15 protein-coding genes are annotated in these 13,014 nt (G+C 30.4%); 6 read left to right on the forward strand and 9 right to left on the reverse strand.

Annotation, left to right across the window (positions count from 1 at the left end):
- Window positions 1–56 precede the first annotated feature (56 nt).
- Complete coding sequence (locus ACYX4H_RS00090) at window positions 57–1,979, forward strand: M43 family zinc metalloprotease (protein WP_476237199.1); 1,923 nt, start codon at window positions 57–59, stop codon at window positions 1,977–1,979.
- Here the strand turns inward: ACYX4H_RS00090 and ACYX4H_RS00095 are convergent.
- Complete coding sequence (locus tag ACYX4H_RS00095) at window positions 1,972–3,006, reverse strand: quinone-dependent dihydroorotate dehydrogenase (protein ID WP_476237200.1); 1,035 nt, start codon at window positions 3,004–3,006, stop codon at window positions 1,972–1,974. The two genes, ACYX4H_RS00090 and ACYX4H_RS00095, sit on opposite strands and share 8 nt — an antisense overlap.
- A 124-nt stretch (window positions 3,007–3,130) precedes the next feature.
- Between ACYX4H_RS00095 and pepT the strand changes: the two genes are divergently transcribed.
- Both pepT and ACYX4H_RS00105 read left to right on the forward strand, forming a co-directional pair.
- Window positions 3,131–4,363, forward strand: a complete 1,233-nt coding sequence (gene pepT / locus ACYX4H_RS00100; protein ID WP_476237201.1) for a peptidase T — start codon at window positions 3,131–3,133, stop codon at window positions 4,361–4,363.
- A gap of 199 nt (window positions 4,364–4,562) precedes the next feature.
- A complete protein-coding gene (locus tag ACYX4H_RS00105; RefSeq protein WP_476237202.1) occupies window positions 4,563–4,895 on the forward strand; it encodes a PID-CTERM protein-sorting domain-containing protein in 333 nt (110 codons plus the stop codon).
- Window positions 4,896–5,145: 250 nt separating this feature from the next.
- On the opposite strand, the gene yajC is transcribed toward ACYX4H_RS00105, so the two are convergent.
- The 3 genes from yajC to nusB all read right to left on the reverse strand — a co-directional run bounded on the left by yajC (window position 5,146) and on the right by nusB (window position 6,918).
- Window positions 5,146–5,439 (reverse strand): preprotein translocase subunit YajC, encoded by a 294-nt coding sequence (gene yajC / locus ACYX4H_RS00110; protein WP_476237203.1) that lies wholly within the window; start codon window positions 5,437–5,439, stop codon window positions 5,146–5,148.
- A gap of 10 nt (window positions 5,440–5,449) precedes the next feature.
- Window positions 5,450–5,923, reverse strand: coding sequence for a DUF1573 domain-containing protein (locus ACYX4H_RS00115; RefSeq protein WP_476237204.1), 474 nt, complete (start codon window positions 5,921–5,923; stop codon window positions 5,450–5,452).
- A gap of 83 nt (window positions 5,924–6,006) precedes the next feature.
- Window positions 6,007–6,918, reverse strand: a complete 912-nt coding sequence (nusB, locus tag ACYX4H_RS00120; protein ID WP_476237205.1) for a transcription antitermination factor NusB — start codon at window positions 6,916–6,918, stop codon at window positions 6,007–6,009.
- 240 nt (window positions 6,919–7,158) lie between these two features.
- On the opposite strand from nusB, the gene ACYX4H_RS00125 reads away from it, so the two are divergent.
- Both ACYX4H_RS00125 and ACYX4H_RS00130 read left to right on the forward strand, forming a co-directional pair.
- Window positions 7,159–8,916, forward strand: coding sequence for an ABC transporter ATP-binding protein (locus ACYX4H_RS00125; protein WP_476237206.1), 1,758 nt, complete (start codon window positions 7,159–7,161; stop codon window positions 8,914–8,916).
- A 151-nt stretch (window positions 8,917–9,067) separates the two neighbouring features.
- The gene (locus ACYX4H_RS00130; RefSeq protein WP_475296773.1) at window positions 9,068–9,460 is read left to right on the forward strand and encodes a PUR family DNA/RNA-binding protein; all 393 of its coding nucleotides are present in this window, start codon (window positions 9,068–9,070) and stop codon (window positions 9,458–9,460) included.
- A gap of 44 nt (window positions 9,461–9,504) precedes the next feature.
- Here ACYX4H_RS00130 and ACYX4H_RS00135 read toward each other — a convergent pair whose 3' ends face one another.
- The gene (locus ACYX4H_RS00135; RefSeq protein WP_476237207.1) at window positions 9,505–9,840 is read right to left on the reverse strand and encodes a tRNA-binding protein; all 336 of its coding nucleotides are present in this window, start codon (window positions 9,838–9,840) and stop codon (window positions 9,505–9,507) included.
- Between the two features lie 47 nt (window positions 9,841–9,887).
- Between ACYX4H_RS00135 and ACYX4H_RS00140 the strand changes: the two genes are divergently transcribed.
- The gene (locus ACYX4H_RS00140) at window positions 9,888–10,445 is read left to right on the forward strand and encodes a thioredoxin family protein (RefSeq protein WP_476237208.1); all 558 of its coding nucleotides are present in this window, start codon (window positions 9,888–9,890) and stop codon (window positions 10,443–10,445) included.
- Here the strand turns inward: ACYX4H_RS00140 and ACYX4H_RS00145 are convergent.
- The 4 genes from ACYX4H_RS00145 to ACYX4H_RS00160 all read right to left on the reverse strand — a co-directional run bounded on the left by ACYX4H_RS00145 (window position 10,429) and on the right by ACYX4H_RS00160 (window position 12,979).
- The gene (locus ACYX4H_RS00145; protein ID WP_476237209.1) at window positions 10,429–10,917 is read right to left on the reverse strand and encodes an N-acetyltransferase family protein; all 489 of its coding nucleotides are present in this window, start codon (window positions 10,915–10,917) and stop codon (window positions 10,429–10,431) included. The two genes, ACYX4H_RS00140 and ACYX4H_RS00145, sit on opposite strands and share 17 nt — an antisense overlap.
- 2 nt (window positions 10,918–10,919) lie before the next feature.
- Window positions 10,920–11,462, reverse strand: a complete 543-nt coding sequence (locus tag ACYX4H_RS00150) for a YfiT family bacillithiol transferase (RefSeq protein WP_476237210.1) — start codon at window positions 11,460–11,462, stop codon at window positions 10,920–10,922.
- Between the two features lie 42 nt (window positions 11,463–11,504).
- Complete coding sequence (locus tag ACYX4H_RS00155; RefSeq protein ID WP_476237212.1) at window positions 11,505–11,924, reverse strand: hypothetical protein; 420 nt, start codon at window positions 11,922–11,924, stop codon at window positions 11,505–11,507.
- Window positions 11,925–12,046: 122 nt separating this feature from the next.
- Window positions 12,047–12,979, reverse strand: coding sequence for a peptidylprolyl isomerase (locus ACYX4H_RS00160; protein ID WP_476237214.1), 933 nt, complete (start codon window positions 12,977–12,979; stop codon window positions 12,047–12,049).
- Window positions 12,980–13,014 lie beyond the last annotated feature (35 nt).

The raw sequence follows: 13,014 nt of genomic DNA on the forward strand, positions 1-13,014 counted from the left end.
TTTATTTTACAATATTTTCACATTAACAGGTACATTTGATTTACCAAATTTACCCAATGATACCCAACCTAAAAAAATCATTCCTTTTTTGTGTAGCAGTAATGCTAACTGCATTTGGTTTTATATCTGCGCAAAACAATGATTTTGCTTGCGGAACCTCATTTTCTGAAGCACAAATTGAACTCTTCAACAGTATAAATTACAACGAGACTTTAAGTAACAAGCATTTAAATTTAAAAGACTTATCGGAAAACATTATTAATTATATTCCTGTAAAAATTCATGTTTTAAGATATTCTAACGGAAATGAAGGTATATGTGATGCCGATTTAAATGCTGCACTTGATAATTTAAACAACCATTTTAACAACGCTAGAATGACATTTTTTGTTTCTAGTGAAGTTAATTACATTGATAGTAACCATACTGCTCACATAATAAAAGGAGAAGATGATACTGTTTTTGAAACTAATAATTTTCCAGGAGTTATAAATATTTATTTTACGCATACCTTAAAAAACGAAGCAAACCAAAGTATTTGTGGTTACACCAATAATACCAGAAACAAAGATTATTTAGTAATTAAAAATAGTTGTGCCACATCATCACTTGTGCATGAAATGGGTCACTTTTTTTCACTATTGCACACACATGGTAACGACAATAATGCATTAACCACAGAGCTTGTTGATGGTAGCAATTGTGATACGGATGGCGATGGTATTTGTGACACACCTGCAGACCCAAAATTAACAACTAGTAATGTTAATGAATTTTGTGAATATATAGGCACAGAAACCGATGCTCATGGGCATACTTTTAAACCCGATGTTAGCAACATAATGTCTTACGCAAAAAAAATATGCAGAACGCATTTTACCAACCAACAATTACAAAGAATGTATGCTTTCTATATAACACAAAAGCATTATTTATCTAGCCCTACGTTTAATGCAGACATAGAAGCATATAATACCATAAGTTGTGAAAGTAAATTAACAGTAAACTTTAACAACTCTTGCGCTAACATATCTGCTTGGGAATGGGATATAAATTCTGATGGTGTTATAGATTATACCACACAAAACCCAACACATACATTTAATACCGGTATTTACAGTGTAACACTTTCAGTTTATAAAAATTCAAAAAAAATAACTAAAACATACTATAACCTTGTTAAAGTTGGCGTATTAACTGAAACTCTTTTTGATGAAGGTTTTGATACTTTTGACGTAGCAGGAGATGATGGATGGACTGTAAACGATAACAACAGTGGTTACCACTGGGTTATTAACCATGGTGAAACACACTCTGATGCTACTGGCCCCATAAATAATCATCATCACAAAAATGGTAATTTAAACAGGTATATTTATACCGAAGCTTCAGGCGCTGAAGAAGGCGCTACAACAGAGTTTATTTCGCCATGTATTGATGTAGTTCATCAAAATTCTGAAATAGATTTTAACTACCATATGTTTGGTGAAAATATAGGTGAACTTCATGTTGATATTAAAACTAATGATGGGTATATAAATGATGTTATTCCGCCATTTATTGGCAGCCAACAAAATAACCAAACCGATGATTTTTTAAAAGCATCTATCAATTTATCATATTATGTTGGTGAAACTATCAATATTAGGTTTAGGGCCGTAAGAGGTAATGGCTGGAAAGGTGATATTGCTATTGATAATGTACACTTAAAAACAATTAGTGTTCCTGTTACAGATAAAGACATTAAATTGTACCCAAACCCTGTTAAAAACAACCTACTTTATATACAAAGAGTAGCATCTAATTTTAATGATGAAAACAGTGTTTTATACTTTGAAATTGCAAACTTAGTAGGGCAAAAATTTTCATCAGGCGTAGTTACTAACAAACCAATTGACACCAGTAATTTAGCTTCAGGCTCATACTTACTTACGGTTATTAGTAATTCTGTTAGGGTAGTAAAACGTTTTGTTAAGTAGCTTTTAAAATTGCTTTGTTTATAGATTTCACCAAACGCGGTCCTTCATAAATAAAACCTGTATAAACTTGCACTAAATCTGCACCAGCATTTATTTTTTCAAGAGCATCATTAGCAGAATGAATACCACCAACACCAATTATTGGAAATGCTTTATTGCTTTTAGTTGCTAAATACTGTATAACTTTGGTGCTTTTATCTTTTATTGGTTGCCCGCTTAAACCACCATTACCAATAGCTTTTAGCATATCTTCAGATGCTTTTAAACCAGTTCTATCTACAGATGTGTTACTTGCAATAACACCATCTAACTTTGTTTCGTTTATTAGCTCTATTATTTCATCTAATTGCCCTTCATTTAAATCTGGTGCAATTTTTAATAATATAGGTTTCTGTTTTTCAAATGTTGTATTAGCCTTTTGTACCGCGCTAATTAGTTCTAGCAAATAATCTTTATCGTTTAATTTAGCATGACTACCAACATTAGGGCAACTTACATTTAGCACAAAATAATCTACATACGGGTGCAGTGCATTAAAACACGTTAAATAATCTTTAGTATAGTCTTCAGGTTTTGTATCTGTGTTTTTTCCAATATTTCCGCCAATAATTAAATTTCCCTTATTCTTTTTTAATTTTTCAATAGCAGCTTCAACACCTTCATTATTAAAACCCATTCGGTTTATAATACCTTTATCATCTTTTAACCTAAACAACCTTTTTTTAGGATTTCCCATTTGCCCTTTAGGCGTTACAGTACCAATTTCAATAAACCCAAAACCAAAGTTTGCCAATTCGTTATATAAAATGGCATTTTTATCAAAACCTGCTGCTAAACCAACAGGATTTTTAAAAGTTAAACCAAACAAATTGCGTTCTAGAGTTTTATCATTCACAACATATAAACTTTTAAAAACAGCTTGTAAACCAGGTATTTTTGATGTGAATTTTATTAAACTAAATGTGAAATGATGAATTTTTTCAGGATCGAAAGCGAAAAATATCGGACGGATAAGTTGTTTGTACATCAGTATTATTTGTGCAAAAATACACTTAATAGTTTAAATAAAAAATCAATATAGTTAAAGAGCTAAACAATTAATAATTGTAATTTTGAAATTATAATTACACATTTAAAAATTCACTTTTAAAATGATTTCAAAAGAACATATAATAAAACGTTTTACTAGTTACGTAACTATTGATACAGAATCTGACCCAAACTCTAAAACCACACCAAGCACAGAAAAACAATGGAATTTAGCCAATAAACTAGTTGAAGAGTTAAAAGCTATTGGCATGCAAGATGTAACTATTGATGCTAATGCATATATTATGGCAACCTTACCAAGTAATGTAAACCATGAGGTACCTACTATTGGATTTATTTCGCATTTTGATACATCGCCAGATTTTACAGGCGCTAATGTTAAACCTCAAATAATTGATAATTATGATGGTAAAGACATTGTTTTAAATGAAGAAGAAAATATTGTTTTATCACCAGATTATTTTGAAGATTTATTGCAATACAAAGGACAAACTTTAATTACCACCGATGGCACAACACTTTTAGGAGCCGATGATAAAGCAGGTATTTGCGAAATTGTGTCGGCTATGGAATATTTAATTCAAAATCCAGATATAAAACACGGCAAAATACGTGTTGGCTTTACACCCGATGAAGAAATTGGACGAGGCGCTCATAAATTTGATGTTGAAAAATTTGGAGCAGATTGGGCTTACACCATGGACGGAAGCCAAATTGGTGAATTAGAATACGAAAATTTTAATGCCGCTGGTGCCGTAGTTAAAATAAAAGGGAAAATTGTGCATCCTGGTTATGCCAAAGGAAAAATGATAAATTCAATGTACATAGCCACCGAATTTATAAATTCACTACCAAGACTAGAAACGCCAGAGCATACTGAAGGTTACCAAGGTTTTTTCCATTTACATAACATGGAAGGTGATGTTGAAGAAACCACACTACACTATATAATTAGAGACCATGATAAAGAGCATTTTGAGGCCAGAAAAGAAGTAATGGTAAAACTAACAAACGAACTTAATGCCCAATACGGTAATGAGGTTATTGTTACCGAAATAAAAGACCAGTACTTTAACATGCGTGAAAAAATTGAACCTGTAATGCATATTGTTGATATTGCAGAAGAAGCAATGAAACAATTAGAAATTAAACCACTTATAAAAGCAATTAGAGGTGGTACCGATGGTTCTCAATTAAGCTACATGGGCTTACCTTGCCCCAATATTTTTGCTGGCGGGCACAATTTTCATGGGCGTTATGAATATGTTCCTGTTGAAAGTATTATAAAAGCCACAGAAGTAATATGTAAAATTACAGAGTTAACGGCTAAATAAACTTTCATATTGATAGCTTAAGTATATTTTCACTTTATATTTATCGATAAAAATCGTAATTATTCGGCTTAATGTAAATTGTTTTTACAAAAACAATTTTAATCTAATAAATACAGTGTTTATCGAATAAAAACTGTTATTTCATTGACATATAATATTTTTACAATGCTATTAATCTAATATTAATTAATTTATAACAATGAAAGACAAGGGTAATTTTTTATTAAAAAATTTAAAGGTTATAGCATTTGTATTGACTTTTATGTTCTGTTTTGGTTCTAGTGCCAATGCAACAACAAATGCGCCTTCAATGAACTTAACTACAAACACACTAACAATTTCAGCACAAAACCCAACATTAACTTGGGGCTTTGGTTGGTATTATAAGTGGAAAAAGAAATGGTACAAAAAGAAGAGAAAGCATTGGAAAAAACCAAAACAACCTACAGATTCAGTACCATTAGATGGAGGTTTAGGTATTTTGCTTTTAGGTGCAACTGCTTTTGGAGTAAGAAAACTTAGAAAAAACTAAATATCAAAATTACTTTTAATATTTAAAAAAAGGTCTCAATATATATTGAGACCTTTTTTTATATGTAAGTTTTATAATTTCAAAAGCTAAATGGTTTCTATAATGAAAAAACTCGCTCTTATTATATTTACAGTAATGCTTTATGCTACTTTTCAACATTACTCTCTACTCTAATATTTTGAATAATATATATTAAAAAGGCTCCATTAAAAATGAAGCCTTAATATATTTTTTTAAACAATTTAAGTGTTTATTTTGTAGTTGCTGGAGTATTAATTTTGTTACTCATTTCCATTGAAATTGAAGTGCGTTCAAACTTAATTTTACCTGATAAGGTTTCAATAATACAGCTACCATCTTTATCATTAAGCTCTAAAACTTTACCATGCATACCACTTTTAGTAACAACTTTGTCGCCTTTTTTTAGTTCTGCAGCAAACTTTTTTTCTTTTTTTGCTCGTCTCATTTGAGGTGCAATCATAAAAAAATAAAGCACTACAAATAATAAAATCATTGGCATAAATGCCCCAAATCCTTCTCCCATAATTTATATGTTATTGTACTGGTGAATTAGTTGCTTTTGCATCTGTTTTTACAAAAGCTGTTATTTTTACTGTTTCTTTACCTTTTTCGGTGTTAGCAGTAACTGTTATTGTTTTTGATATTTTATTTGAACCACTACCATTATAAGTAACAGTAAATTTACCAGATTCTCCAGGAGCTAAAGGTGCTCTACTCCAATCTTGTGGTACTGTACAACCGCAAGAACTTTTAATATCTGTAATTACTAAAGGTGCATCTCCTTTGTTTGTGTAATTAAATACTGTAGATACTGATTTTTTAGCCTCTATTTCACCAAAATCATGTTCTTTTTTATCAAATTCAATCACAGGGAATTTTGATGCTTGAGCATCTCTTTCGGCAGCAGCTGCAATATTACTTTTATCTATTTTACTTGCGGCATTTTCTTTACAAGCTGTAAAAGCCAGTAAACACATAGTGCTTAAACCTAAAATTACTTTTCTCATGTTAATTATTTTTCTATTTGTAAGGGTAAAAATACTAATTATTTAATCTATTAAAAATTTTTCAACTTCAACTTAACAACATTTTATAATAAACCGCGTCCAATTTTATTAAGGGTTCCAGCGTCAGTATATTCTTTCACGAGTTTATCTAAAATACCATTTATAAAAATACTACTTTTTGGGGTAGAATATTCTTTAGCTATTTCTAAATACTCATTTATAGTTACTTTTACTGGTATTGAAGGGAAGTTTTTAAGCTCGTTAATTGCCATTTGTAGCAATACATAATCAATATCTGCAATTCTTTCTGCGTCCCAATTTTTGGTTTTGGTCTCTATTTCTTTGTTTAAATTAGCTCTATTTAATAGTGTTTTTTTAAACAAATCTATAGCAAATTGTTTATCATCTTCTTCTTTAAAAAGTTTAGGCACAAAATGGGTATCTAAACTGTTTGGTTTTACTTTACGTATCAATTTTAAAATGGTGGTATTTACGGTAGGCAAATCATCTAACCATGTTAAGTTTTTATCTTCAATGTAATCGTAAAGTTTATCATTTGGTGCAATAATATCTTTAAAAACATCTACAATAAATGCTTTATCTTCTTTAAAATCAGATACACGTGTGTTCATGTATTCTTTGTAAAGATCACTGCTTATAATATCTTTAAAAAGTATTTCAACATATTCAGTATCTAACTCCCAATTAGTAACTTTATGTAAATCTAACTCATCTTTAAGTGATAAACTATTGCTTAAAAAAGTTAACAACTGATTATTAACAAACTTTTTATTGGGGTCTTTATCTTCTTTTGTGGCTAAGTGTTTGTTTTGCTTTTTTTGAAGATCTTTTTCAGCTCTTTTTCTAATTTCTAGCAGTAAAGAAATTAATAACAAGTACAAATTGTACATATTATTTATACTAAACAATAGAAATTTTTGGTCTTTACTAAAATCATCACTTTCACTACCTTTAAAGGCGTATAAAGTTTGCATAACTTTTACTCTAATATGTCTTCTGTTTAGCATAATTACAAAGAACTTAATTTAAGAAATAATAAAACATTTACTGTTTGTTTTTCGCTGCAAAAATAATATTATTTTATAAAGAAACTTCATTTTTAATTTTAATTATTTCACTAATAATTTAGAGTATTTTTAACAATTACTAAACGCGTTTTAAAAGTATATAACATATATATACGTTATATTTGCTTTCTTGTTTACTAGTATTAAATGAAAGAATTAAAACATTTAAATAAATATTTTTTAAAATATAAAACATACCTTATTATTGGTAGTTTAACCACTGTTGCAGCACGTATATTTTTATTATACACACCGCGTTATGTAAAAAAAATTATTGCTACGGTTGAAAATTACAGAGCCAATACCATTACAGAGGCTGTTTTTAAAACGCAATTAACACAAGCTATTCTATACATTATTGGTGCTGCGGTAATTGCTGGTATACTTACGTTTTTTATGAGGCAAACCATTATTAATGTATCGCGATACATTGAGTATGATTTAAAAAACGAAATTTATGAACAATACCAAAAACTATCTTTAAATTTTTATAAGCAGAACCGAACGGGAGACCTCATGAACCGCATTACTGAAGATGTTGGTAGAGTGCGTATGTACTCTGGCCCCGCTTTAATGTATAGTATAAACACAGTTGCACTTTTTGTGGTGGCATTAATTTATATGTTTAAAGAAGCACCAAAGCTTACGCTTTACACTATTTTACCGCTGCCTGTGCTATCTGTAATAATTTATAAATTAAGTAAAGAAATACATAAAAGAAGTACCATTGTACAAGAGTATTTATCAAAACTTTCAACATTTACACAAGAGTCTTTTAGTGGTATTTCGGTAATAAAAGCCTATGGCATTGAACCCCAAACCTCTACTAATTTTGAAACTTTAGCTATTGAAAGCAAAGACAAACAAATAAGTTTAACAAGAGTGCAAGCATGGTTTTTCCCTATGATGATTTTATTAATTGGCGCCAGTAATTTACTTGTAATTTACGTTGGCGGCATGCAATACATAAACGGAGAAATAGACAGTATTGGTACCATTGCAGAGTTTATTATTTACGTTAACATGCTTACATGGCCTGTTGCTACAGTTGGTTGGGTAACTTCTATTGTTCAGCAAGCCGAAGCATCGCAAAAACGGATAAATGAATTTTTAAAACTGGAGCCCGAAATTAAAAACACTGTTACCAAAAACACTGAAATAACTGGTGATATTGTGTTTAAAAACGTATCTTTTACTTACGATGACACTAATATTAACGCTTTAAAAGGCATCAGTTTTTCTGTAAAAGAAGGAGAAACACTTGCTATACTTGGCAAAACAGGTTCGGGTAAATCTACTATTTTAGATTTAATTGGAAGACTATACGATATTGATAATGGCAGTATTACCATAAACAATAAAGAAATAAAAAACTTAAATTTAAACAATTTAAGAGACAGTATTGGCTATGTGCCACAAGATGCTTTTCTTTTTTCAGATTCTATAAAAAACAATATAAAATTTGGCAAAGAAAACGCTACTGAAGAAGCTGTAATTGAAGCCGCCAAAAACGCCCAAGTACATAAAAACATTATTAAGTTTAACAACGGCTATAACACTGTTTTAGGCGAACGTGGTATTACGCTTTCTGGCGGGCAAAAGCAACGTGTTTCTATTGCCAGAGCTGTAATTAAATCTCCAAAAATATTACTTTTTGATGATTGTTTATCGGCTGTAGATACTGAAACTGAAGAAAAAATACTTAAAAACCTTAACAAAATTTCAAAAGGAAAAACTTCTATAATTGTTAGCCATAGAGTATCATCAGCAAAAAATGCTCATAAAATTATTGTTTTAGATGATGGTAAAATTATTCAAGAGGGCACGCATGAAACCCTTATAAACACTGATGGTTACTACAAAGATTTGTATTTAAAACAAATTAGCGAAACTTCAAGCAAATAACCTTTAAATCAACATTTTACGATTACCATATTTAAAATAAAATCAACAAAACTTAACATTTCAAAAAGAAAATTCATAATTTGTTGGTTAATAAAGGTTTTTTTTAGATTTTTGGTACACAAACCATAATACTATAAATTTCTATACAACTATGAATAATAATGATATGATGGAGCGAGAAGAAATATTTTCTAAAGTATTGAGAGCAGGTAGACGTACCTATTTCTTTGACGTAAGAGCTACTAAAGCAGATGATTACTACTTAACTATTACAGAAAGTAAAAAGTTCACTAATGACGATGGATCATTTCACTACAAAAAGCATAAAATTTATATTTACAAAGAAGATTTTGCTGAATTTAAAAGTATTTTATCTGAAATGACAGATTATATCATAGAAGAAAAAGGTGATGAAGTAATAAGCGAACGTCATCAAAAAGATTTCAAAAAAGAATACAACAATGAATATTCTGCAAAATCTGAAACCGAAGACACCCTTAAAGCTACTGAAAGTTTTACAGATGTAGATTTTGATGATATTTAACTCATAAATTCTAAAAAAAGCAGCGTTTAAAACGTTGCTTTTTTTCACGATACTACCGTACCGTTTTTAACCTTTTGCTCTGGGTTTAACAAAATAACATCTTTACCATTTACGGCTCCTAACACCAAGCATTCACTCATAAAATTAGCTATTTGTTTTTTTGGAAAATTTACAATTGCCATAATTTGCTTATGCAGTAAACTTTCTTTGGTATAACGTTTTGTAATTTGTGCCGATGTTTTTTTAATTCCTAAATCACCAAAATCTATAATTAATTGATAAGTTGGTTTTCTTGCTTCAGGAAAATCATTAACTTCAATAATGGTTCCTACTCTTAAATCTACTTTAGTAAAATCTTCAAAAGTTATTGTTTCATTCATTTTTTAAAAATACAAATTATACCGAAATTTGATTAAAAATTAACACCATGGCAAATACACCTTCAAATATGTTACCTTTAGGTACAAAAGCACCAAATTTTTCACTATTTGATACTGTTTCAAATAAAACATTACATTTTGATGATGTAAAGGGTGAAAAAGGCACTGTAGTTATGTTTATTTGCAACCACTGCCCTTTTGTAATTCATGTAAATACTACTATTGTAAATATAGCCAATAACTATATAGAAAAAGGCATTGGTTTTGTGGCTATTTCAAGTAATGATGCTATTAATTATCCACAAGATAGTCCTGAAAAAATGGCTATACATGCCAAAAATGAAGGGTACTCGTTTCCTTATTTATATGATGAAACACAAACCGTAGCTAAAGCTTATGATGCAGCGTGTACGCCAGATTTTTATGTGTTTAATGCTGAAAATACGTTAGTTTACAGAGGGCAATTAGATGATTCTAGACCAGGAAACAACATTCCTGTAACTGGAACCGATTTAAAACATGCTTTAAATTGTATACTTGAAAACACTGAAAATAAAGCTTTACAAAAACCAAGTATTGGTTGTAATATTAAGTGGAAAGTATAAGCTGATACACGCCTACATCTTGCCACTGTTCAAATTTAAAACCTACCTGATTTAAATGTGCTACTTTTTTAAAGCCGAATTTTTCGTGTAATTTAACGCTAGCATCATTTGGCAACGTAAGTACACCTAAAACGGTGTGATATTTTTTTTGCTTTAAGGCTTGTATTAACGCTTGGTATAATTGTGTACCTAAATTTTTACCGTGTGCGGTATGCTTAATATAAATGGTAGATTCTACTGTGTTTTGGTATGCTGGTTTAGGCCTAAATTTGCTTGCATAGGCAAAGCCTAAAAGTGTGTTATTTTCTTCAAAAACTAAAAACGGATATTCTGAATTTATGGTTTTTAACTTTTCATAAAAAACACTGTATTTTAGTGGTTCATCGTCAAACGTGGCTACAGAGTTTTGTACGTAATAATTATAAATTTCTAGTAGTTGTTGGGTATCTTCTTCTTTAAAAGTTCTAATCATTTTTACAACCAGCCTTTTTCTTTTAAAACATTTTCAACGTGTGCATAATGGTGTTTGCTATGCCATACATAATTACCAACATTGTGTGATAAAAACACTTTACTATTAGTTTCGGGGTGTATGAAACTTTTATTAAAATCGGCTGTTTTTAATAGTTTTAGCAATGCTACTAGTTTGTAATGCACAGCCTTAATGTGCTCTAAAGACATTTGAATTGGCGCTTGTTTGCTATCGGGTAATTCGGCCCAAAGCTTTTCGTTATAAGCTTTAATTAGTGGAGTATCTTCAGTTAGAGCCCATTTAAAACGTATGTAACTATGGTGATGACTATCGGCTACATGATGCACAACTTGCCTAATAGTCCAACCTTCAGGCCTGTAAGGTGTATCTAGTTGCTCCTTTGTTAAGTGTTTAACTAGCGCTTCAAACTTAATTGGGAATTGCTCTAAAGTTAAAATCCAATTATTTAAATGTTGTGTTGTAACAGTTTCTGGGCATTGAAACTTACCTATAGGATATTTTAATTGCTCTAAGCTTTTTTTCAAAACGTATATTTTTATAAAATAAATATAGTTTTAAAAATTATGTTAAGCAACTTCTTGCTTTCTTGTTTTGGCTATATTTACAGCCTCAACCAAACAATTAAAAGTTTTTATTTTACTTCTAAAAAAAAGTTTTTCAAAAGTTATATTAAAGTGCCCTTTATTAGCCGCTGTAACAACAAAATATCCTTTTAAACCATAATTTAGTTTGAAATATTTTAACCAATCTTGTGGCACAACAGAATATGAGTTTACTCTGTTTGATATATATACTAAGTTTGTACCATCTGTACCTAAAAAGCTTTCAACGTCTGCAACCATTTGTTTGGCATTATCCCAACTTAGGGTAACACCTTCACCTATTTCTGAAATTACAAAACCTGAAAAAATATAAAGTTTACCAAAAGGGTAAATACACACTTTTAAAACTTCTTTATAAAAAGGAGCGTCTTCTACTCTAATCATACTAAAAATTATTGAGGCAAGGTAAATTTAAATAAAACAAGTAATAACTCACAAAAATACTCGATGTAATAAAAAAAGCACACCCCAAAAGGTGTGCTTTTATATAAAATGTAACTTTATTTTTATTTTACATTCATTAATTCAACATCAAAAATTAATGTGGCATTTGGTGGTATTACTCCACCAGCACCTCTGCTACCATAGCCTAAATTACTTGGTATTACTAAACGTGCTTTATCACCAACTTTTAAAAGTTGGATACCTTCATCCCAACCAAGAATTACTTGGCCAACTCCTAAAGGAAAATCTATGGGTTGGTTTCTTTTGTATGAAGAATCGAAAACAGTACCATCAGCTAATTGCCCTTTGTAATGTACAGATACTGTTTTACCTTTTTCGGCTTTAACGCCATCTCCTTTTTGAATAATTTGGTAACGCAAACCGCTTTCTGTTTTTTCAAAACCTGCAGCTAATTTATCTAATTCGGCATCGGCTTTTGCTTTTTCTTCAGCTATTCTTTTTTCTCTTGCACCTTCAAAAGTTCTAAAAGCTTCAATAGCATTAAATGCTTCAGCTTCTGTACCAACTCTTACTATTTCTAAGGTTTCAATAGCATCATCTTGTGCAATAGCATTAACAACGTCTTGCCCACTTTGTACTTTACCAAAAACGGTATGATTATTATCTAACCAAGGTGTTTCAACGTGTGTTATAAAAAACTGGCTTCCGTTAGTTCCTGGGCCAGCATTTGCCATAGATAATACGCCAGGGCCATCATGTTTTAAATCTGGGTGAAATTCATCATCAAATTGATATCCAGGATTTCCTGTACCGGTACCTTGTGGGCAACCGCCTTGAATCATAAAATCTGGAATTACTCTATGAAATTTTAAACCATTGTAGTACGGTGTGCCTTGTGGTTTTGCTGAATTTTCAAGGTTACCTTCTGCTAAAGCTACAAAGTTACCAACTGTTCCTGGTGTTTTTTTAAATTCTAAAGCAACTAAAATTTCGCCTTTTGTTGTATTGAATTTTGCGTATAATCCGTCTTGCATTGTTCTAATTTTTAAGAAAGTGCAAAGATAAGAAT

The organism is Seonamhaeicola sp. ABD4_340 (genome assembly GCF_056312135.1).